We start from the raw sequence: 23,291 nt of genomic DNA on the forward strand, positions 1-23,291 counted from the left end.
AGACCGGAACCCGCCATGCGCTCGCCATGGATCGACCTGCTGTTCCTGCACGGCCACCTTGCGCCCGCTCCGCTGTCCTGGCGACCTGATACATCCGCTTGCGATCGAGCCGTGGCCGTCCGGATCGAGGTGGACGTCGCCCGACTCCCCCTGGGGAGCCGCCGCGACGAACATGACTGTGCCTGCGGTGCTTGATTCACGCGCGCAGGCACCCACCTCGGAATAGCCTTGTGCCGCCGCACGACGGCGCCACCCCTGCCTGTTCCGAGGATTGACCATGCCACTGCGCCAACTGGGCCGCTCCGATCTGTCCATTGCACCGCTCGCCTTCGGCGGCAACGTATTCGGCTGGAGCGTCGATGAGCAGCGCTCGTTCGAACTGCTGGACGCCTTCGTCGACGCCGGCTTCAACCTGATCGATACCGCCGACGTCTACTCGGCGTGGGCGCCGGGCAACCGTGGCGGCGAATCGGAAACCATCATCGGCAAATGGCTCAAGCGCAGCGGCAAGCGCGAGCACGTGGCGATCGCCACCAAGGTGGCCAAGTGGGTGGAACATCGCGGGCTCTCGCCGATCAACATCCGCGAGGCGGTGGAGGGTTCGCTCAGGCGCCTGCAAACCGATCGTATCGATCTGTACCAGGCGCATGAAGACGATGCGACGGTGCCGCTCAGCGAAACCCTGGGCGCGTTCGCGCGTCTGATCGAGGAGGGCAAGGTGCGCGTGATCGGCGCATCCAACTACGGCGCCGACCGCTTCGCCGAAGCGTTGAAGGTATCGAAGGATCACCACCTGCCGCGCTATGAAAGCCTGCAGCCGGAATACAACCTGGTCAGCCGTGCCGGTTACGAAAAGCAACTGGAGCCGCTGATCCGCGCGGAAGGCGTGGGCGTCATCAATTACTACGCGCTGGCCAGCGGCTTCCTTAGCGGCAAGTACCGCTGCGAGGCGGATCTGTACAAGAGCAGCGCGCGCGGCGGCGCGGTGAAGAAATACCTCAACGCGCAAGGCTTGAAGGTGCTTTCCGCCCTCGATGAAATCGCCGCCGCGCACAAGGCAACCACCGCGCAGGTCGCGCTCGCATGGCTGATGGCGCGTCCAGGCATCACCGCCCCCATCGCCAGTGCCACCGGTGTAGAACAACTGCAGGAGTTGATCGGCGCCGCGCGGCTGACGCTTGCCGCCGATGAGATCGATGCGCTGAACGCCGCGAGCGCCTGGGCATAACGTTTCCCTTCGTCGATGTGTGGCCGGACACGCCGCGCGGCGCGCCTTAGAGCGCGCCGTTGCGCGTTGGGCTTGATGGGAAAGAACCAGCACGCCGCGCGAACGCTCGCCGCCCGGACAAATCGGCATGATCGACAGCGGCGCGGCGCTGATCGTGAGCGGCGCCAAGCAGGGCCGCTTCATTCCCTCTGCACCTGGCCACACCCCATTTCCAGCCTCATGTAGCGAGGCCGATGCGCAAAGCGCGGTGCGCGGGACTAGGGATCGAGGTCTTCCGGCGACTGCACGGTGTAGCCCATGGCCTTGAGGTGGGCGAGGTAGCCGTCCGGCGAAAGCACTTCGCGCATCGGCAGAACGGCGAAGGTTTGCGTGTTGCGGGCGATCGCGGCGACGGCAGCCTGCTGCCACATCGCCTCCATGCGCTGGGGCAAGTCGTGCAGGCCCAGCTGCTGCGCGACGTCGGCATTGATCACGGCGATCAGGCATGACTCATGGCGGTCGCCTACCGACAGGCTGCGCAAGGTGGCGATGTCGCCGGTGGACCAGGCATTGGCGCGTGCGGTCAGCTGGCCCATGTCTTGCCCGACGATGTTCAGCGTCTGGTTAAAGCAGCTGATGTCGTGCAAGTTGGTCTCCTTGATCGTATCCAGCGCTTCGCGCGGGTGCTCCACCACCAGCTGGTATTTGACCGGCGTGCGTTTCACATCGTGCCGATCCGCCAGCTTGCGTACCGTGGCGAGGACGTCATTGGCATTGGTGAGGCCGGCCTTGTCCAGCGCCTTCTGATAGAGCTTCCACGCCACCAGGATCGGCCGCCAGTATTCGATGCCGTGGTCGTCGCCCAAGTACTGCAATTTCAGCGCTTCCCAGCGCGTGTACATGTCCGGGGGAAGGATCTGCCGGAGGCTCTCGCCGCCCGGATTCTTGCGCGCGCCATAGACGGACGGAAGCAGTGCGAGCTTGCCGAAGAATCCGGCGTCGACTTTCAGGTCCGCGCTCGGCGCTTCGAGCATTTCCTGCGACTGCGCGAGGGTGCGGTCCACTTCGGCCGAGCGCCACTCCATATGCCTGGGCAGTGGCGTCAAGGTGCCCAGCACCCACATGACATGATTGCCCTTGCTGACCTTCCACAGGCCCGGCCCCGGCTGCTCGCCGGTGACCGTGACGGCCTGCAGCAGCTTCACGTTTTCGCGCGCGGGCGCGGGCGCGCTGCCGGGCGCAACCGGCGCGGACTGTGCCCAGGTGGGCGCCGCTGGCCATGCGGCGAGCCATCCCATGACCATAACCATGACGATGCGCATGCGTGACAACTCCGGAAGCGCGGGAAATCCCATCCTATGCATCGCCACCTTAATGGCTTGCCGCATCGTCGTCGTGTGCCATCCGTGACAAAAAACGGGGCCGGTTGAACTGCACCACAGAACTTGGACAGGCGTCCAACTTCCGGCTGCAGTTCACACGGCCCGGTTCCCTTTTGTGCCGATGACGATCCGCTTACAACGCAGCAAGCGCCGCGTTGAAGGTTTCGCTCGGACGCATCGCCTTGCTTACCAGTGCAAGATCCGGATGGTAATAACCGCGGATGTCGACCGGCTTGCCCTGCGCACCGTTGAGTTCGCCGACGATCTTGCCTTCGTTCTCGGTCAGCGCCTTGGCCAGCGGCGCGAACGTCGACTTCAGCGCGGCATCGTCGTTCTGCTCGGCGAGGGCCTGCGCCCAGTACATCGCCAGGTAGAAGTGGCTGCCGCGATTATCCAGCTCACCGACCTTGCGCGCGGGCGACTTGTTGCTGTCGAGGAATTTGCCGTTGGCCTGGTCCAGCGTCTTGGCCAGCACACTGGCCGCCTTGTTGGCGTAGCGGTTGCCAAGATGTTCCAGCGAGGCGGCCATCGCCAGGAATTCGCCCAGCGAATCCCAGCGCAGGTAACCTTCTTCCAGGAACTGCTGCACGTGCTTGGGCGCCGAGCCGCCGGCACCGGTTTCGAACAAGCCGCCACCGGCCATCAGCGGCACGATCGAGAGCATCTTGGCGCTGGTGCCCAACTCCATGATCGGGAACAGGTCGGTGAGGTAGTCGCGCAGCACGTTGCCGGTCACCGAGATGGTGTCCTGGCCCTTGCGAATGCGCTCCAGCGAGAACACGGTGGCATCGACCGGCGACAGCGTGCGGATGTCCAGGCCACTGAGGTCGTGATCCTTCAGGTAGCGCTCGACCTTCTTGATGATCTGCGCATCGTGCGCACGGTTTTTATCCAGCCAGAACACCGCGGGCGTGTTGCTGAGGCGCGCGCGCGATACGGCCAGCTTTACCCAGTCCTGCACCGGCGCGTCCTTGGTCTGGCACATGCGCCAGATGTCGCCGGTTTCCACATTTTGTTCCAGCAATACCTTGCCGTTGGCGTCGGTGACGCGCACTACGCCGTCGCCGGCGATCTGGAAGGTCTTGTCGTGCGAACCGTATTCTTCGGCGGCCTGCGCCATCAGACCGACGTTGGGCACGCTGCCCATGGTGGCCGGATCGAACGCGCCGTGGGCCTTGCAGTCCTCGATCACCGCCCGGTAGACACCGGCGTAGCTGCGGTCGGGGATCACTGCCTTGGTGTCCTGCAGCTTGCCCTGGGCATCCCACATCTTGCCCGAATCGCGAATCATCGCCGGCATGGAGGCATCGATGATCACGTCGCTGGGTACGTGCAGGTTGGTGATGCCCTTGTCGGAATTGACCATCGCCAGCGCCGGGCGCTTGGCGTACTCGGCCTCCACGTCGGCCTTGATCTGGCTTTGCTGGTCTTCGGGCAGCGTACCGATGCGCGCGTACAGATCGCCGATGCCGTTGTTGGGGTTGAAGCCGATGCGCTTGAGCGTGTCGGCGTGCTTGGCCAGCACGTCCTTGTAGAACTCGGTCACCACGTTGCCGAACATGATGGGGTCGGAGACCTTCATCATGGTGGCCTTGAGGTGAAGCGAGAACAGCACGCCCTGCTTCCTGGCGTCTTCGATCTGCGCGTCGATGAAGCCGGCCAGCGCCTTCTTGCTCATCACGGCCGTGTCGATGATTTCGCCGGCGGTGAGGTTGGTTTTCTCTTTCAGTACGGTGTTGCTGCCGTCCTTGCCGAACCATTCGATCTTGGCGACGGTGGCCGCATCGACCACGGTGGACTTTTCGCTGCCGTAGAAATCGCCGCCGTCCATGTGCGCGACGTGGGTTTTGGAATCCTTGCTCCACGCGCCCATCTTGTGCGGGTGCTTGCGTGCGTAGTTTTTCACCGACAGCGGCGCGCGGCGGTCGGAATTGCCTTCGCGCAGCACCGGATTGACCGCACTGCCCTTCACCTTGTCGTAGCGCGCGCGAATGTTCCAGTCGCTGACGTCCTTGGGCTCTTCCGGATAATCGGGCAGCGGATAGCCTTGGGACTGCAGCTCCTTGATCGCGGCCTTCAGCTGCGGCATGGAGGCGCTGATGTTGGGCAGCTTGATGATGTTGGCATCGGGCGTGGTGGCCAGTACGCCCAGCTCAGTGAGGTCGTCGGAGACCTTCTGGTTATCTTTGAGAATGTCCGGGAACTGCGCCAGGATGCGGCCGGCGAGGGAGATGTCGCGCGTTTCCACCGCGATACCCGCCGTGGCGGTGTAGGCCTTGATGATCGGCAGCAGGGACTGCGTGGCGAGGTAGGGGGCTTCATCCGTCAGCGTGTAGATGATCTTGGGCGTCTGGGACATGGTCTGCGTGGGCCTTTGGTTGCTACGACATTTCATGGGGAGCGCAGCTGCCGCGACCGGTCGCGGCGGCGCATGGCGCACACTTAAAGTGCGCCTTCCTGGTCGGTCATCGGCAGGGAACGCGATGAAAGTCCGAATAAGCTTCCCATTGTCGCGTTTTCACCCGGAGCGCGAAAGCGCCGCCGGGAGCTGCGTGACAGGGGTGCATCCGGGTACGGGGCGTGTTCCGAACCGATGGGACGACGTGGCGCTTGAATCTTGGGCTGGCCCGGCCAAATCCAAGGCCTTGACGGCTGTCATAAAACGTACTTAAGCGTACGGAATCATGGCCGCAACGGCTCGCGCGGGACGCCGGGGACGCGTAACCGCCCCCGCGCATGGCCCGGCCATGCCGACCGCACCGTATCTGAGGACACACCATGCCTGCACGTATCGCCTTGCTGCCGTTATCGATGGGTCTGCTCCTGCTTGCCGGCTGCGCCCAGCAGTTGGAGGTGCACCAGATCACCTCGGCGCAGGTCACCGTGCAGCCCGACAGCGACGACGCGTCCGGCCGCGCGCTGAGCGGAGACCAGCTCACCGCCCTCACCGCCTGGATCAAGACCCACACCCATTGCTCGGGCATGAGCGCCGACATTCCCCAACACCCCGCCCTGCAATTCCAGCTGCAGGACTCCAGCGGCATGAGCGACCGGCTTTCGGTATACGAACACACCGATGGCGCGGCGACCTTCTATCTCTACCAGGGAGAGCGCCTGGCACCGCTGCGTTGCCACGTATCGGCCGCGGACCTGGCCCGATTGAAGTCGGCGATCGGTCAAGCTCCCTAGCGAACACTGCGGGACGCCACCGCTTACTTGGCGGCATAGACGTCTATTTGCCATTTGAACGTTAAGGACCGCAAAGCGTCCGCGGCGCTTTTGTGCGCATGGCTGCCGCGTCTACGTTTCAACCTGCAAATACTGCCGCGACCGGTAGAAAAGCGCGGCGTTTAAAGGATTCATAGCGGCTTTTTCATTTAACGCAAACGCGGGCGAATTGGCTCTTTAGAAACGCCCTGTTTCTTCATAAAACATTCACGGGTTGCGCAAATCCCCCACACCCCACATCGCGCGCAACCCTGGTGATTCCCAAACGTCAGGGAAGGAAGTCGGCATGCGTGTTCCCCACACCCAAGCTCGCAGGGAGGATTAGTCGTGAACGCTAGATATCAACATCTCGCCATGGCCATTCGGGTGGCCCTGGCGCTAGGAGGCTGTGCATTGACGACGGTTGCCGCCGCACAAACGGCAGCGACCACACCGTCCCCGGCTCCGGCCGCAACCCAAACCAACGTATCACCCACTCCCGCCGCCGCACCCGCGCAACAGAAAACCGTCACGCTGCAGGGCATCACGGTAACCGGCTCGATGATCCGCAGCGTGGACGTGGAAACCGCCCAACCGGTGACCGAACTCTCGCACGCCGACTTGCAGCAGCAGGGCTTCGTCAACGTCGGCCAGATTCTGCAGAATGTTTCATCCGTGGGTTCGGCCGGCACCAGCAACCAGAGTTCGCTGGGCAACGTGGTGGGCCAATACGTCAGCCTGCGCGGGCTCGGCGCGCCGCGCACCTTGGTGCTGGTCGACGGCCAGCGCTGGACCACGGATATCTTCGGCCAGACCGACCTCAGCACGATTCCCAGCTCGATCATCGATCGCGTGGAGATCCTGCAGGACGGCGCCTCGGCGATCTACGGCTCCGATGCGATTTCCGGCGTGGTCAATATCATTACCAAGAAGGATTTCGACGGCCTGCAACTGGATACCTACAACAGCATGTACTCCCCCGGCAGCGACGGCAGGAACAGCCAGTTCAGCCTTACCGGCGGCAAGAAGTTCTCGCGCGGTTCGTTCCTGGTCAATATGACCGTGCAGAACAGTGACGGGCTGAACGCGGACGATCGCGACTATAGCAAGTACGGTTACTTCAGCTTCGGTCCGAACTATCCGCAGAGCCAGCAGCAGTCGCCTTACGGCACGATCACCGGTGCGCTCGATCCGGCCACCGGCCTGCCGGTCAACCTGCCGCAGCTGGCAAACGGTCCGATCACGGTCAATGCCGGCCAGAACGGGCTGGACATTGCCAACTACCATGTCAATACGTTCGGCGCGCAGTATCCGTCGCCGTATTTCAAGAACGATTACGCCAATTCGGCGTTCCTGGAAACCTTGATCCCGGACAACCGCCTGCGCTCGTATCTGATCAAGGGCGACTACAAAATCACCGACGACATCACCGCCAGCGCCGTCGGCACGTATAACAGCAACGACTCGACGGTGGCCATCGGCGGCTATCCGCTCAGTTCGCTCACGCCGATCAATGGCCCGCATTTGGCCCAGGCGCTTGGCTTGCCGGCAGGCACGTTCCCCGCGACGTATTTCCCCACGCTGTCGGCCAATAGTTACTACAACCCGTTGCCGGGCAACGACCTGCAGTTCAACTTGCCGCTGCAGTATCCCAACCGCGTGGTGGACAACAAGATCAAGCAATACGGCGGACGTGTCGGGCTCGACGGCGACTTCTCGATCGGCGAGCGGCAGTTCTCCTGGGACGCCGGTTACAGCGATTATCGCTACACCCAATCGAGCTTCGGCCCGGGCAATCTCAACCTGGTGAATGTGTATCAGGCACTGGGCCCCTCGTTCATGGGCCCCAATGGCGTGGTGGAGTGCGGTACGCCGGGGCATGTGATCGCCGGCTGCGTACCGCTCAATCCGTTCTCCGGTTCCGGCGGCATCACGCAGGCGCAGAGCAACTACATCAACATTGTTGCCGGCACGCGCTCCTTTAGCGAAATGAAGGTCGCCAACGTGGATTTCAGCGGCGACATGTTCACCTTCCCGCAATCGCTGGGCAGCGGCGATGCGACCTTCGCCATCGGCGCCGACCATCGCGCGGTTTCCGGCGGCGCCACGCCCGACGCATATACCCAGCTGGGCCTCAACACCAATCTGCAGCAAAACCCGGGTAACGGTGCCTACGGGCTCAACGAAGCGTATCTGGAAGTGAACCTGCCGGTGCTCAAGGACATGCCCGGCGCGCAACTGCTGGATGTGGACCTGGCGCATCGCTTCTCGCGCTACAGCAACTTCGGCAATACCAACAACAACCAGTTCAAGCTGTCGTGGCAACCGATCAACGACATCCTGGTGCGTGCCAGCTACGGCACCGGCTTTCGCGCGCCGGCCATCGCCAATCTGTTCGGCGGCACCATGCAGAGCTTCACCAACTACACCGATCCCTGCGACGCCAACTTCGGCCTCACCGGCAATCCGGTAGTGAAACAGCGCTGCCAGAACGGCTTTGCCGGATTACCGGGCCTGCCCGCCGGCTTCACGCAGCTGACCGCCAACGGCCAACCCATACCGAACCCGAACTTCACCAGCACCACGCCGTATTTCACCGGCGCGAACGCCGCGCTGAAGCCGGAAACCTCGCGCAGCTACACGGGCGGCATTGTCTACAGTCCGCATTACCTGACCGGCTTCAATGCCACGCTGGACTGGTATCGCATCCGTATCGCCAACGTCATCACCTTGCCGACCGCCAGCAGCATTCTGGACAACTGCTACCTGCTGGGCGAAACGCAACAGTGCTCGCAGTTCCAGCGCAACACCGCATCCGGCCCCTCGTACGGGCAGGTGATCGACCTGCTGCAGGCACTGGTCAACCAGGGCTTTGTGGAAGAGCGCGGCGAGGATCTAAGCCTGAGCTACCTGTTCCCGCAAACGCCGGTCGGCCAGTTCAAGTTCGATTCGACCAGCACGTATATCAATTCGGTGAAGGAGCAGATCACGCCCGGCGGCCCGGTCACCTCCAACACGCTCGGCGCGTACGACACGGTGCTAGGTCCGATCTGGCGCTTCCGTTCCACCGTCAATCTGAGCTGGAGCTACAAGCACTTCGGCGCAACCTGGACCTTGCGCTACTACTCCTCGCTGTCGGAGCCGTGCATTCCGCCCAATCCCGCGTTGAGCGAAGTGTTTCCCTGCAACAACCCCAACAAGGATCTAAGCATCTCGCCGACGGGGCTCAACGTGCAGGGCGGCATCGCGTTCAACGATCTGCAACTGAATTGGGAGGCGCCGTGGCACGGGCGCATCGCGATCGGCGCGACGGATATTTTCAACCGCAAGGCGCCGCTGTCGTACACCGGCGTGTTCAGTGTGGCCGGCCCGCTCGGGCCCACCGGAACCGACGGCTACAGCCAGTTTCCATACAACCCGCAATACGACATCGGCCGCGTGGTTTATTTGAAATACGAGCAGAAGTTTTTCTAGTTCGAGCCTAGGGCCGCGCAACAGCCGTCGCCGCATCCAAACCCTCCCCTGCGTGCAGGGGAGGGTTTTTTATGGGATGGCGCGTGATCCTGATGCGGCGATCAGGTCTCGCGCACCAGCACGCGCCGGCCACCGCCTTTGCGCGCGCGCCGCCGCGCGCGCCAGGCGGCCCAGCGCTCGCTGAGGCAGGAGAAGATCACGTACAGCGCAGGCGTGCTCAACAGCGTCAGGCTCTGCGAGATCAGCAGGCCGCCGATCAGCGCGATACCCAGCGGACGGCGCAGGTCCGAACCCTCGCCCAGGCCGATGGCGATCGGCAACGCCGCCAGGATCGCCACCATGGTGGTCATCATGATCGGACGGAAGCGCACCAGGCTCGCCTCGCGCGCCGCCTCCAGCGGCGTCTTGCCGTGCTCGCGCTGCGCGACGAGTGCGAAGTCGATCATCATGATGGCGTTTTTCTTCACAATGCCGATCAGCAACACCAGCGCGATCTGTGCAATCACCGACAATTCCGTGTTGGTGAACCACAACGCCAGCAGCGCACCGACGCCTGCCGCCGGCAAGGTGGAGAGAATGGTGACCGGGTGGATCAGGCTTTCGTACAAAATGCCCAGCACGATGTAAACCGTCACGATGGCGCCGAACACCAGCCACAGCATGCCGCTCTGCGATTGCTGGAAGCGGCGGAAGTCGCCGCCGATATCGAGCTTGATGTCGCCGGGCATGCGCATGTTGGTGGCCGTGGCCTGCACGATCTGCAGCGCCTCGCCCATGCTCGTGCCCGGCGCGAGGTTGAAGCTCAGATCCATGGTGGTGTACTGGTTCATGTGCGACACCTGCGTCGGCGCCAGCCCCGGTTCCTGATGCGCGAACGCCGACAGCCGCACCATCGTGCCGTTGGTGGAGGGCACCAGCACGTCGTCGATCGAACGCGGCGTGGCCGTCTGTCCCGGCAGCGCGTTCACCACCACCTTGTACTGGTTCAGATCCGAGTAGATGGTGCTGACCTGACGCTGGCCGAAGGAGTCGTAGACCACCGAATCGATCGTGCCGATGTTTACGCCCAGGCGCGAGGCCTTGTCGCGGTCGATCACGATGTTCTGCTGCAGGCCCGCTTCGTCAAGATCGCTGCCGACGTCGCGCAGCTTGGGGTTCTTGCGCAGCTCGTCGACCAGCCTGGGCAGCCACTGCTGCAGTTCGGCCGTGTCGTTACCCAGCAGCGAGATCTGGTACTGCGCGCCCTGGCTGGTGCCGCCGCCGCCAAAGCTGGGCAAGTCCTGGATCGCGCGCAGGCGCACGTTGAGGTCCGGATACTTGGCGGCCTTCGCGCTGAGCCGCGCCAGCACGGCGAAGGTGTCGTCCTTGCGGCCTTCGGCATGCGTCTTGAGCTGGATATCGAACGTGCCCGCCGCACCCTGGCGCGTGCTGCCCAGGCGCGAGCCCACCACCGCGACGTCGTGGTCGCGCAGCAGCATGTCGATCAGCCGCTGCTGGCGATTGGCCGAATCCTGGAACGACACCGTGGCGCCGGACGTGGCGCGGCCGCGCAGCAGGCCGGTGTCCTGGGTGGGGAACAGGCTGGTCTTGATCTGGCCGGACATGGCGATGAGCAGCGTCAGGCCGATCAGCATCAGCGGCGTCAGCGACAGCAGCAGCGCGTGGCGCAACGAGAAATCCAGCGCGCTCTCGTAGGCCTTGATCATCCCTTCCTGGAACCGCTCCAGCGCCTGACCGAGTTTCGATGGACTGGCCTCGTCATGCCCGCTGAGGAAACGGCCGCACAGCGATGTGGTGAGCGTGAGCGACACCAGCGCCGAGACGATGATCGCCGCCACCAGCGTCAGCGTGAACTCCTTGAAGAACATGCCGGTAATGCCGCTCATGAACAGCAACGGGATAAACACCGCCACCAGCGAAGCGGTGATCGACACGATGGTGAAGCCGATCTCGCGCGCGCCGGTCAGCGCCGCCTCCAGCCGCGACATGCCCTGGTCCATGTGGCGGATGATGTTTTCGATCACCACGATCGCATCGTCGACCACGAAGCCGATCGCGATCACCAGGGCCAGCAGCGTAAGGTTGTTCAAGGTGAAACCCAGCGCATACATGATCACCGCGGCGCCGGCCAGCGACAGCGGCACCGCCATCGCGGCGATCAGCGTGGGCGCCAGCCGGCGCAGGAACATCGCCATCACCAGCACCACCATCGCCAGGCTGATCAGCAAGGTCGCTTGCACTTCGTGCAGCGAGGCGCGGATGGTGGGCGTGTCGTCAAAGTAAGGGGTAAGCGTGGTGCCCGGCTGCAGGAAGCTGCGCAGCAGCGGCACTTCGGCCTTCACCCGGTCGACCGTGCCGATGATGTTGGCGTTGGACTGCTTGTAGACGTACATCAGGATCGCCGGCTTGCCCTGGAACCAGGCGGCCTGGTATGCATCCTGCAAACCTTCGTAGACGCGGGCGATGTCTTTTAAGCGCACCGGCACGCCCTTGCCGTTGGTGGCAATGACCAGGTTGGCGAAGTCATCGGCGGTATGCAGCGCATCGTTGGCCTGCACCGCCATGGTGGTCTTGCCGTTGGAAAGGAAACCCTGCGGTTCGAACACGTTGGCGGCGGTGAGCGCATTGCGCAGCTGGTCGGGCGAAATGCCCATGGCATTGAGCGCGCGCAGGTTCACATCCACGCGGATCGCCGGCGTGGCGGCGCCGAGAATATCCACCTCCGAAACGCCGGTGAGCTGGCGCAGGCGCTGTGCCAGCAGCGAATCGGCAACATCGTACAGATCGCGCGCCGATTGCGTCTGCGAGGTCAGCGCGAAGGCGATGATCGGATCGTCGTTGGGGTTGGCCTTCTCATAGCTGGGCGGGCTGTTGAGGCCGGTGGGCAGATCCGGCTGTGCGGCATTGATGGCCGCCTGCACGTCGCGCGCGGCATCGTCGATGTTCCGGCCGGCGTTGAACATCAGGAAGATCTGCGTGCTGCCCAACGAACTGGACGAGCGCATCGTGTCGATGCCGGGCACCTGGCCCAGGTGGCGCTCCAGCGGCGCGGCGACGGTGGCGGCCATGTTGTCGGCGCTGGCGCCGGCCTGGCTGGCCGAGACGAAGATCACCGGAAACTGCATGTCCGGCAGCGCCGAGACGCCCAGCAACGCGTAGCAGATCACGCCAACGACGAAGACCCCCATCGCCAGTAACGAGGTGCCGATCGGGCGACGGATGAAGGGGCCGGAGATGTTCATGCTCGAAACAACGCGGGAGAGGCGGAAAGGTTGAGGCTTATCGGCCCCCTCCTCTGCTCGCCGGGGAGGGTTGGGGATGGGTTGCTCAAGCTTGCCGCGTGGGTGAGGGCTTCACCCCTCCCCAGCCCTCCCCTGCTGCACGTAGGGGAGGGGATCGGTGTGAGGGAGAGTGGCGCTTTCGCTTCGTGGCTAAAGCCTTGCCGCAAACCGGTCACTCAGGTCGCACCGCGCGCGGCCTGGCGCAGGGCGCGGCGTTCGCGGCGTTCGCGCAGCCAGTCGGAGAAACGCTCCATGTACAGGTAGATCACCGGCGTGGTGTACAGCGTCACCAGTTGCGACAGCAGCAGGCCGCCGACGATCGACACGCCCAAGGGACGGCGCAGTTCCGCGCCGATGCCGTTGCCAAGCGCCAGCGGCAGGGCGCCGAGCATGGCCGCGGCGGTGGTCATCATGATCGGGCGGAAGCGCAGCAGGCAGGCGCGGTGGATCGCATCGCGCGGTTTCATGCCGGTGCGCTGCGCCTCGATCGCGAAGTCGATCATCATGATCGCGTTTTTCTTCACGATGCCGATCAGCAGCACAATGCCCACGATGCCGTCCACCGACAGGCTCATGTTGCACAGGATCAGCGCCAGCAGCGCGCCCACGCCGGCGGGCGGCAAGGTGGAGATGATCGTGATCGGATGGATGTAGCTCTCATACAGCACGCCCAGCACGATGTAGATCACGATGATCGAGGCGAGCAGCAGCAGCGCTTCGTTGCTCAGCGAGGAAGAGAACTCCGCCGCCTTGCCGATGAACTCGCCGCGCACCTGCGGCGGCAGGTTGAGTTTCTTCTCCACTTGATGGATGGCATCCACCGCTTCGGACAGCGAATAGCCCGGCGCGAGATTGAACGACACGGTCACCGCGGGCAGCTGCTGCTGGTGGCTGATCACCAGCGGCGCCGTGGTCATGGTGGCGTTCACCAGCGAGGCCAGCGGAATGGTGCCGCCCGTGCCCAGGATGATGCCGGTGTTGGCCACCGCGATGCCGGTGGTGGTGGAGGAGTTGCTCGATGCCGCCTGGCCGAAGGTGGTGGCATTGCTGCCGGTCAGCGCGCCGCTGCCGTTGCTCTTCACCGTCAGCTGGTTGAGCAGCGAGGTGCTGGAACGGAATTGCGGCTCCACCTCCAGCACCACGCGGTACTGGTTGAGCTGCGTGAAGATGGTGGAGATCTGGCGCTGGCCGAAGGAGTCGTACAAGGTGTCGTCGATGGTCTGCACCGGCACGCCCAGCGTGCTGGCCTTGTCGCGGTCGATGGTGAGCTTGAGCGCGTCGCCCTGGTTGGCAAGGTTGTTGTCCACGTCCGCAAGCTCCGGACGCTGGCGCAGCGCCTGCGTCATCTGCGTGGCGTAGGTCGCAAGCTCGTCGGCATTCACGTCGGACATCGAGTACTGGTACTCGGTAGCGGCCACGCGCGTATCCAGCGTCACGTCCTGTACGGGCTTCAAGTACAGCGCCACGCCGGGGATGTCGGCCGCATCGTTCTGCAGGCTCGCCAGCACCTCGTCGAGGCTGCCGCGCTTACTGCGGTCCTTCAGCACGATGCTGAGCTGGCCCTGGTTGAGCGTGGGGTTGATGGAGCCCGCGCCGATGAATGCCGCCACGCCCGCCACGTTGGGATCTTTCTGCAGCGCATCGGCCACCGCCTTGGTGCGCTGTTCCATCTGCGGGAAGGCGACGTTCTGGTCGGCCTCCACCACGCCGGTGATCATGCCGGTGTCCTGCTCGGGCAAAAGGCCCTTGGGGATCACGATATAGAGGAACACCGTCACACCGATCGCGGCGAACGCGACCACGATCATCAGGCGCTGATGGTCCAGCACCCAGTCCAGGGTTTTCTCGTACACCGAGACCGTGCGCGCCCACACCGTGCGCTTGCCGGCGGCGGCATGGCGCTCGTGCGCATCGTCGCCTTCGGGCAACTGGTCGGGGCTGAGCAGGTAGGCGCACATCATGGGCGTCAAGGTCAGCGACACCAGCATCGAGATCACGACGGCGGTGGCCAGCACCCAGGCGAATTCGTGGAACAGGCGGCCGGTGACGCCGGGCATCAGCAGCAGCGGCAGGAATACCGCGATCAGCGACACGGTCAGCGACAGTACGGTGAAGCCGATTTCCTTCGCGCCGATCTCGGCGGCTTCCGGCCCGCTCTTGCCCTGCTCGATGTAGCGCACGATGTTCTCGATCATCACGATCGCATCGTCCACCACGAAACCGGTGGCAACAGTCAGTGCCATCAGCGAGAGGTTGTCCAGCGACATATTGGCGAAGGACATCACGCCAAACGTGCCCAGCAGCGACAGCGGCACCGCCACCGACGGAATGATCGTCGCCCACAGGCGGCGCAGGAACACGAAGATCACCGCTACCACCAGCGCGATGGTCAGCAGCAGCGTGAACTGCACGTCCTCCACCGAGGCGCGGATGGTGATGGTGCGGTCGGCAAAGACATCAAGGTGCACGTCGGCCGGTAGCACGCTGCGCAGCTGCGGCAGGATCTGGCGGATCTGCGCCACCGTCTGCACGATGTTCGCGCCCGGCTGGCGGCGGATGTCCAGCAGCACCGCCGGCCGGCCGTTCGCCCACGCGGCCAGCTGGTCGTTCTCCACCCCATCGACCACCTTGGCCACATCCGACAGGCGCACCGGCGCCTGCGTGGTGCTGTTGTAGGAGATGATGGTGTTTTTGTATTGGGCCGCCGTCGCCAGCTGGTCGTTGGTGGAAATGGTGTAGGACTGCGTGGCGCCGTTGAGCGTGCCCTTGGGCGCGTTGACGTTGGCTTCGGTGAGCGCATTGCGCACGTCTTCCATCGTCAGGCCCAGGTTGGCCAGCTGCGCGGGATTGACCTGGATGCGCACCGCCGGGCGCACGTTGCCGGCGATGGACACCAGGCCCACGCCCTGCACCTGCGAGAGTTTCTGCGCCAGGATCGAGTCGGCCAGGTCGTTCACGTCGCGCAGCTGGCGGCTGTTGGACGTGAGAATCAGCGTCATGATCGGCGCATCGGCCGGATTGACCCGGTTGTACACCGGCGGATACGGCAGCGTGCTCGGCAGCGTGCCGCGCGCCTGGTTGATCGCCGCCTGCACATCCTGCGCCGCGATGTCGATGTCGCGGTCCATGTTGAACTGCAGCACGATCGTGGACAGGCCCGCCGACGAGTCGGAGGTCATCATGTCCAGGCCGGAGATCTGGCCGAGATTGCGCTCCAGCGGCGTGGTGACCAGCGAGGCCATGGTCGAGGCGCTGGCACCGGGATACTGCGTGGTGACGACCAGGCTAGGCGCCTCGATCTCGGGCAGCGCCGACACCGGCAGCTCGCGGTAACCGAGTATGCCCAGCAGCAGCACCGCCACCATCAGCAGTGCTGTAGCGATCGGCCGGCGGATAAAGAGCGATGAAAATCCCATGGGTCGAAAGGAACCGTCAGTTGGTCGCGGTCGCGGGTGACCGGCGGTGAACACAATGTGGCAAACCCTTGTAACCGGCGCCTGGCAATGCGACCGCCTTGAGCGGGCGCACTGTCAGGCTACCGCCTCGATCAGGAACCGGACGAGGAGCCATTACGGTGGCCACTGCCCTTCTTCCATTTTTTCTTGTCCGCGCCCGAAGTGACCTGCGCCTGCGGCACTTCGCCGGGCTTGAGCGCATTGACCTTGCTGCCGGGCTTCAAGCGGAACTGGCCTTCGGTGACCACCTGGTCGCCTTCGTTCAGGCCCTTGCTGATCATCACATGACTGTCGCCCACTTCGCTGGCCACCTTCACCGGCTGCATCGCCACCGTCTGGTCGGGCTGCAACTTGTAGACGAAATCGCCGTCGGGGCCGCGCTGCACCGCCTGCGCGGGAATCACCAGGCCGCCCGCCACCGTCTTCACGCGCAACTGCACGTTGACGAACTGGCCCTGCCACAGCTTGGCGTCGGGGTTGTTGAACTGCGCGCGCAGCTTGAAGGTGCCGGTGGAGGTGTCGATCTGGTTGTCGACCACCTGCAGGAAGCCGGTGGTGTCCAGCGGATGCGAATCGGTGCGGTCCAGCGCGATCACTTCCAGCTTGTTGGCGCCGTTCTTGAACGAATCGCGCACGGTTTCAAGATCCTGCTCGGGCAGGCTGAAGATCACATAGATCGGCTGGATCTGGGTCAGCGTGACGATCGAGGTGGTCGTGGTCACCACGTTGCCCGGGTCCACATTGCGGATGCCGGCCACGCCGTCGATCGGCGAGACGATCTTGGTGAAATCCAGCTGCACCTTGGCCGAGCGCGCGGCCGCCTGGTCGGCGATCACCGTGGCGCGCAACTGCGCCACGTTGTTGCGGTAGGTATCCATGTCCAGCGCGGCGACGTAGCCGTTGGCGACCAATTTCTGGTTGCGCTCCAGCGTGCTGTTGGCGGTGGCCAGCGAGGCTTCGTCCTGCTTCTCCTTGGCCACGGCCTGGTCATAGGCGGCCTGGTAGGTGCGCGGGTCGATCTGCGCGATCACGTCGCCCTTCTTCACCGCCTGGCCTTCCTTGAAATTGATCGTCCACAGCTGGCCGCCGATTTCCGGATTGATCGTGACGTTGTTCAGCGCCGTCACCGTGCCCAGTGCGGTCAGATACACCGGCACGGCCTGCTTGACGGTGGGTTCGACCGTTACCGGCACGGGCGTGTTGTCCTGGCCGGGACCGCCTGCCGCGCCTTGCGCGGTCTCCCGGCCGCCCCCGCGACGATGCGCCGCACCGGCCCCTTCCTGCGGCTTATGCAGCAAGCGGAATGCAACCCCACCCACCACGAGCACGGCGATCACGATCAACGCGATCTTCCAAAAACGCGACATGTGAAACTCCTGGATTGAACGTCTAGGCCGCCTGACCCCATTGGCGCGGGCACACGCCCTAGGCCTTGGAAACAAGCATAGGGGCTGCTTGTCAACGTTGGACAATGCCAGTTGACATAGGTGCCTTATGACCGATGGCAGGGTCTGCCATGCCAAAGCTTACTAGCCTACCGTGACGGCGCGGCGGCAAGGTCTGCGCGCGCGGTTCTTGACCATTCTTTACACAGCTGTCGAATGCGGCAGGCACCGCGCGCCTTCGCCGAGGGCTTTCAAAGTTGCCGATGGCTTCGTCTATACTCGGATGGATACTGTCCGTGGCGGGTTCGGCGGCGCCGGAAATGCCGGGGGCACGGGGGCACGGGGTCGCCGGGGGGCGGCAAGGGGCGCCACGGCGGGCGTGGCGGCGTTCCAGATTAATCATTCGATGACTGGAGTATTGCGTGAGCGGTTCCATGAGCAAGTCCGACCAGAGTTTCCTGCGTCAGTTCTCGTTGCTTATCGCCGGCCTTGGCGTACTGACCCTGGTGCTGATCTTCACCGCCTGGACGATCTACGAGCACGAGCCGAAGGAAACCGATCCGAACGCCGCCAAGCAGCTCTCCGCCAGCCTTGCCCCGAACGGTTCCGTGTACGCCGGTAACACCGGCCGCGCCGCGATGGAAGCGGCTCAGGCCGCCGCGGCCAAGGCCGCCGCCGCACAGGTTGCCTACGGCGGCACCACCGACGGCAAGACCATCTACGACAACCTCTGCCACGCCTGCCACACCGCGGGCGTGGCCGGCGCGCCGGTGCTGGGCAACAAGACCATGTGGGGCCCGCGCATCGCCGAGGGCCTGGACACCCTCATCAAGCACGCCACCGACGGCTACCACGGCCCCGACGGCAACTTCATGCCGCCCAAGGGCGGCAACCCCGCGCTCACCGATGCGCAGGTGAAGGCGGCCGTGACCTGGATTGTCGATCAGGCCAAGTAATCTTTTTGCTCCCTCTGTCCTGCGGGAAGGGCAGAGGAAGTCACGACCCTATCACCCAGCTATCATGGGCGGCATGACCTCCCCCGCCCCCGATCCGTCCGCCTTCCCCGACGAGCTCTCCGAATTCACCCTGCAAGGCCCGGTCGGCCCGCTTGAGGCGATCAGCGACAAGGCCGAACCCGGCTGCGCGCGCCGCGGCGTGGCGGTGATCTGCCATCCCAACTCCAAGGACGGCGGCACCATGCGCAATAAAGTGGTGACCATGCTCGAGCGCAGCCTGCGCGAATCGGGCCTGGACACGCTGCGCTTCAACTTCCGCAGTGCCGGCGAATCGGCGGGAACCTACGACAACGGCGTCGGCGAAAGCGACGACCTTGCCGCCGTGGTGAAGTGGGTACGCCGCGTACGCCCCGACGATGCGCTGTGGCTGGCCGGCTTTTCCTTCGGCAGCTACGTCACCCTGCGCAACGCGGTCGCCTTGAAAGCCCAGGCGCTGATCAGCATCGCCCCGCCGGTGGGCCGCTGGGCCCATGAAACCCTGGCGCTGCCCACCTGCCCCTGGCTGGTGGTGATGGGCGAGGAAGACGAAATCGTCGAACCGCAGGCGGTGTTCGACTGGATCGACAGCCTCCCGCAGCCGCCCGAACTGATCCGCATGCCGGAAACCGGCCACTTCTTCCACCGCCGCCTGATGGACCTGCGCGGCGCGGTCAAGCACGCCATCCACGATTGGCTGCCGCCCCCGCGCGACTGAAGCACACGTTTTATGCCTGACATGACACCCGGCGCGCCCAGCGCGCGTTACCAGGATGGCGTCGCCGCGCATCGCTGGACCGCCGATCCCGCGCAGCAAGCCGTGCTGCCCGAGTTGGACCGCATGCACGCGGCACTGTGCGCCAGCCACGACAACAACGGCGGCCTGCTCAGCCGCCTCAAATCCCTGCTCGGCGCGGAAGACCGCGTGGCCGTGCCCGGCCTGTACCTGTGGGGCAGCGTCGGGCGCGGCAAAACCTTCCTGATGGATATGTTCGCCGCCAGCCTGCCGCGCGGCGTGGTGCTGCGCCGGCACTTCCATCGCTTCATGGGCGAAGTGCACGAAAGCCTGCGTTCGCTGGGCGATCAACAGGATCCGCTGATCAAAGTCGCCGCCGGCATCGCCGCGCGCTGCCGCGTGCTGTGCCTGGACGAATTCCTGGTCAACGACATCGGCGACGCGATGATCCTGGCCAACCTGTTCGAATCGCTGTTCGCGCGCGGCGTCACCTTGGTGACCACCTCCAACACCGCGCCGTCGAATCTCTACAAAGACGGCCTGCAGCGCGCACGCTTTTTACCCGCCATCGCCGCGATCGAAAAGCATTGCCATGTGGTGGAAATGATTTCCGCGCACGACTGGCGGCTGCGCGCACTTACTCATGCGTCGGTGTATCACACCCCGCCCAGCGCCGAAGCCGAACGCGCGCTGGCGCAGATCTTCGCCACCCAGGCGCAAGGCGATGTGGTCGAAGGCGGCGAACTGATCGTCAACGACCGCCCCATCCCCGTACGCAAGCGCGCCGCCAACATCCTGTGGTTCGAGTTCGAGGCGCTATGCGACGGCCCGCGCGCCGTCGCGGACTACATCGCGCTGGCCAAGAGCGCCCCCGCCGTCATCATCTCCAACGTGCCGCAATTTACCGTCTACAGCGAAGACCCGGCCAAGCGCTTCGTGCAATTGGTGGATGAATTCTACGACCGTCACGTCAAGCTGATCCTGTCGGCCGGCGCACCGATCACCGAACTTTACGACGGCGAACGCCTGCGCGCCGAATTCGGCCGCACCGAGTCGCGGCTGATCGAGATGCAAAGCGAGGAATACCTGGCATTGCCGTACCTGGGGCAGGCCGGCTGACATCAAATCATTTGTAAACGTGCCACTCGCTCACTGCGGCTTTTTTGCGAGCGGCGGATCCATGCGCAACCACGTATCAAAAAAATCGAGCACCCGAACCCTGTACGGGTCGCCGACATAACCATAAAGATCGACGTGCCTGGCGCCATGCACCACCCACAAGGACTTCGGCGCCGTCGCCGCGTCGAACATCGCGTGCGATTCGGCGATCGTCGTATCCCTGTCATCATCGCCCACGATCAACAGCTTAGGCATGGCAAGATGACCGATATGATCGATCGGCCGCAACTGATCGGCATCCACTCCCACATGCGGATGCAAAGTCCACAGCAACAGCGGCGCCAACGACGGCCCTAAAGGCCCGAGATGGATGGCCAAGCGGTCCTCCGTCGCCTGCCTGATGGTCGGATAAACCTGCTCCAGCACCACCGCATCGGCATCCATGTCCGGCTCGGCCAGGATCGTCGCCGCCCCGCCCATCGATGTACCGATGATGCCCACCCGCTCGCCCGGCAACCGCCGATGCAGATAGCGCAACGACGCCTTCACATCGCCCGCCTCGCGATAACCAAACGTCACCGCTTCGCCGGGGCTCTCGCCCGCCGCCTGGAAATCGATCAGCAACACCGCATAACCGGCCGCATGCAGAAACCGCGCGCGATGCACCATCGCCCGCCGGTCCGCCCGTACCCCGTGCAGCAGCAACACCGCTCCCTGTCCTTTGGCACCATCGACAAACCAGCCGTGAACCGGCTGGCCCGCCGCATCAGCAAACACCACGGCTTGAGCGGGAAGGTCGGCAGGCGGCAGTCCGACTGAATGCTGCGTAGGCGCGATAAGCATCGAGCCGGCGAGCCAGACACCGCAAAGCGCCAGAAGCACGAAAAGCGCCAGCAGTGACGTCCCTTTGGCGAAACGCGATGTATGAATCATCGGCAACCCGGAATCGTCCAAGCAGGGCGGTAGAGGCGAAGCGACCCTAACCAACCTGAGCCGCTTTTCCATGGCGCAGAAATGCGCACCCGCTTCAATCAACGGGCAAATGCATGACCGGCTTCTTGCGGCTCTAGTGCTCCAGCAAGGTTTTGATGCCGAGCGCCGCGAAACCGACAATTGCCAGAATTACGTAAAGCACATTCCGAAACCAGATCAAACGGCGAACGTTTTTATGTGCGGTAGGAAACATGCTGCCCCTTTGTTGCGGGAACCCCGCCTTCCAATTTGCGACGTATTTGACTGCCGCAACCTGCTGGACTGCTCTTCAGATTCTTGAATTTATCCCCGTGTCTGAGGCGGCTCTTAGGCAGAGCCATCGGCCATCGGGGAGTCACCTGCATCATCCAGGTCAACAGCGCCGATGGGCTGTTTTCCAACGATGGGTGCCGACGCAAATGATTTTAATCATATCTGCACGATTCGGTCTTTTTACCGGCGTCTTCAAGCGGCTGAAGCCGGCGGGTATTTAGGCATTTGTCGCGCGGCGAGCCATTGAAAAATTCGATAAATGGGCTGTCGGCCAGCTTGCCCGGGCGTAAGCAGTCCAGGGTAATGCGACGATTGCAGGCAAAGCGATCAGGCATCTTCGATTTGAATTCCGCCTGACCTTATTACAGCAAACAGCCTTCGCGCTCTACCTGCCCGTTTGAACCCCGACCATCCGGCTCCGCGTCATTTCTCCGGGCTCGCCAAGCTGCTACCTTTGGCGCCTTGCACAGGGAGTTTCCATGTTCAATGTCATCGCTGTTGCCGTGTTGATGAGCGCCCCGCAAGCCGCAGCGGCGCCGGATACCTTCGTGGATCGCGAGCAGCGCGCGCACATGGCCGAGGGCGCGGCCAGCGGGCCGGGGTATCAAAAGCAGTTTTGGAACAAGACCGCCCAGGCGCTGACCGATGCGTATCGCGGCTGCATCGCCACCCATGCCGGCGACAAGACGCCGTTTACGCTGGTGGCCGATATCTCGCCGGATGGGCATCCACTCAATGTGGACGTACGCGCCCCGATTGCGGTGGCACGCTGCGTGGCGGCAAAATTTTCGACGTGGACGTTTCCGGCGCCGCCGAAGTTTCCGGGGTCGGCCAACTATCCCATCGTTATCGATATAAGCGTCAAGTAAGCCGCACATGGCAACAGTGCTGATCCCGCTTCCGCATCGCGACTACGACCCCAGCGAGGTCGCGGTGCCGTGGCGGGTGCTGACGCAGGCCAGGCACCGGGTAGTGTTTGCCACGCCCGACGGCGGCATGGCAATGGCCGATCCGATCATGCTCAGCGGCGAAGGTCTCGATCTGTGGGGATGGATACCCGGGCTGCGCAAAATTCCGCTGATTGGCTTGCTGCTGCGTGCCAACCATGATGCGCGGCGCGATCATGCCGCGCTGGTGACCGATGCCGCGTTTGGCGCACCATTGCGCTGGGATGCGTTGCACGCCGGCGCATTCGATGGACTGCTATTACCGGGGGGCCATTGCGCACGCGGCATGCGCAGCTATCTAGAAAGCAAACTGCTGAAGAACCTGGTTGCGGAGTTTTTTGCCGCCGACAAACCGGTCGCAGCGATCTGCCATGGCGTGCTATTGGCGGCACGCAGCCAACGCAGTGACGGCCGCTCGGTGCTTTACGGCCGGCGCACCACCGGGCTCACCTGGGCGCTGGAGAAATCCGCCTGGTCGCTCACGCGCATCACGCGCTTCTGGGACCCGGATTATTACCGCACCTATCGCGAAACATCCGATCAGCCGGCGGGTTATATGTCAGTGCAGCAGGAAGTGTCGCGCGTGCTGGCCGATCCGGCCGACTTTCTCGACGTACCCAAAGGCGCCCCGCAGTATGGCCGCAAGGCGTCGGGGCTGGTGCGCGATAGCGATGCCGACGACACCCCCGCTTTCATCGTACGCGACGGCCATTATCTTTCCGCGCGATGGCCCGGCGACGTGCATCGCTTCGCGCGCGAATTCGCCGCGATGCTTCCTGCATAGCGCCGGCCCACGCGCTCGCGCCGTGGCAGCTTCCAAGCCATCGTGCGTAGGGTCCATCGCAAGTTGCTGGGTATGGA

14 protein-coding genes are annotated in these 23,291 nt (G+C 63.9%); 8 read left to right on the forward strand and 6 right to left on the reverse strand.

Annotated elements, in window-relative coordinates:
• Window positions 1-277 precede the first annotated feature (277 nt).
• The gene (locus VME63_RS07985) at window positions 278-1,228 is read left to right on the forward strand and encodes an aldo/keto reductase (protein WP_325432041.1); all 951 of its coding nucleotides are present in this window, start codon (window positions 278-280) and stop codon (window positions 1,226-1,228) included.
• Window positions 1,229-1,485: 257 nt separating this feature from the next.
• On the opposite strand, the gene VME63_RS07990 is transcribed toward VME63_RS07985, so the two are convergent.
• Together VME63_RS07990 and VME63_RS07995 are read right to left on the reverse strand one after the other, a co-directional pair.
• The gene (locus VME63_RS07990; protein ID WP_325432042.1) at window positions 1,486-2,529 is read right to left on the reverse strand and encodes a TraB/GumN family protein; all 1,044 of its coding nucleotides are present in this window, start codon (window positions 2,527-2,529) and stop codon (window positions 1,486-1,488) included.
• Between the two features lie 193 nt (window positions 2,530-2,722).
• Window positions 2,723-4,948 carry an NADP-dependent isocitrate dehydrogenase gene (locus VME63_RS07995; RefSeq protein WP_325432044.1) on the reverse strand — a complete coding sequence of 742 codons (2,226 nt, stop codon included), beginning with the start codon at window positions 4,946-4,948 and terminating at the stop codon, window positions 2,723-2,725.
• Window positions 4,949-5,367: 419 nt separating this feature from the next.
• On the opposite strand from VME63_RS07995, the gene VME63_RS08000 reads away from it, so the two are divergent.
• Together VME63_RS08000 and VME63_RS08005 are read left to right on the forward strand one after the other, a co-directional pair.
• The gene (locus tag VME63_RS08000) at window positions 5,368-5,778 is read left to right on the forward strand and encodes a hypothetical protein (protein WP_325432046.1); all 411 of its coding nucleotides are present in this window, start codon (window positions 5,368-5,370) and stop codon (window positions 5,776-5,778) included.
• A 366-nt stretch (window positions 5,779-6,144) separates the two neighbouring features.
• Complete coding sequence (locus tag VME63_RS08005) at window positions 6,145-9,270, forward strand: TonB-dependent receptor plug domain-containing protein (RefSeq protein WP_325432048.1); 3,126 nt, start codon at window positions 6,145-6,147, stop codon at window positions 9,268-9,270.
• A gap of 101 nt (window positions 9,271-9,371) precedes the next feature.
• Here the strand turns inward: VME63_RS08005 and VME63_RS08010 are convergent, their stop codons facing one another.
• The 3 genes from VME63_RS08010 to VME63_RS08020 form a co-directional block, all read right to left on the reverse strand.
• Window positions 9,372-12,512: an efflux RND transporter permease subunit gene (locus VME63_RS08010; protein WP_325432050.1), complete on the reverse strand. Its 3,141-nt coding sequence runs from the start codon at window positions 12,510-12,512 to the stop codon at window positions 9,372-9,374.
• Window positions 12,513-12,727: 215 nt separating this feature from the next.
• Entirely contained in the window at window positions 12,728-15,967 is a 3,240-nt protein-coding gene (locus VME63_RS08015) for an efflux RND transporter permease subunit (RefSeq protein WP_325432052.1), read from the reverse strand.
• Between the two features lie 131 nt (window positions 15,968-16,098).
• On the reverse strand, window positions 16,099-17,373 hold the full coding sequence (locus VME63_RS08020) for an efflux RND transporter periplasmic adaptor subunit (RefSeq protein ID WP_325432054.1): 1,275 nt from the start codon (window positions 17,371-17,373) through the stop codon (window positions 16,099-16,101).
• Between the two features lie 452 nt (window positions 17,374-17,825).
• On the opposite strand from VME63_RS08020, the gene VME63_RS08025 reads away from it, so the two are divergent.
• From VME63_RS08025 to zapE, 3 genes are all read left to right on the forward strand, one after another.
• The gene (locus tag VME63_RS08025) at window positions 17,826-18,347 is read left to right on the forward strand and encodes a c-type cytochrome (RefSeq protein ID WP_325432192.1); all 522 of its coding nucleotides are present in this window, start codon (window positions 17,826-17,828) and stop codon (window positions 18,345-18,347) included.
• A gap of 73 nt (window positions 18,348-18,420) precedes the next feature.
• Window positions 18,421-19,101 (forward strand): alpha/beta family hydrolase, encoded by a 681-nt coding sequence (locus VME63_RS08030; RefSeq protein ID WP_325432056.1) that lies wholly within the window; start codon window positions 18,421-18,423, stop codon window positions 19,099-19,101.
• 12 nt (window positions 19,102-19,113) lie between these two features.
• Complete coding sequence (zapE, locus tag VME63_RS08035) at window positions 19,114-20,238, forward strand: cell division protein ZapE (RefSeq protein ID WP_325432058.1); 1,125 nt, start codon at window positions 19,114-19,116, stop codon at window positions 20,236-20,238.
• Window positions 20,239-20,268: 30 nt separating this feature from the next.
• Here the strand turns inward: zapE and VME63_RS08040 are convergent, their stop codons facing one another.
• Complete coding sequence (locus tag VME63_RS08040) at window positions 20,269-21,273, reverse strand: alpha/beta hydrolase (RefSeq protein WP_325432060.1); 1,005 nt, start codon at window positions 21,271-21,273, stop codon at window positions 20,269-20,271.
• Between the two features lie 689 nt (window positions 21,274-21,962).
• On the opposite strand from VME63_RS08040, the gene VME63_RS08045 reads away from it, so the two are divergent.
• Together VME63_RS08045 and VME63_RS08050 are read left to right on the forward strand one after the other, a co-directional pair.
• Complete coding sequence (locus VME63_RS08045; RefSeq protein ID WP_325432062.1) at window positions 21,963-22,352, forward strand: peptidase C13; 390 nt, start codon at window positions 21,963-21,965, stop codon at window positions 22,350-22,352.
• Between the two features lie 7 nt (window positions 22,353-22,359).
• On the forward strand, window positions 22,360-23,214 hold the full coding sequence (locus VME63_RS08050) for a type 1 glutamine amidotransferase domain-containing protein (RefSeq protein WP_325432064.1): 855 nt from the start codon (window positions 22,360-22,362) through the stop codon (window positions 23,212-23,214).
• Window positions 23,215-23,291: the final 77 nt, after the last annotated feature.

It is taken from the genome of Dyella sp. (assembly GCF_035503745.1).
Lineage (GTDB): Bacteria > Pseudomonadota > Gammaproteobacteria > Xanthomonadales > Rhodanobacteraceae > Dyella_B.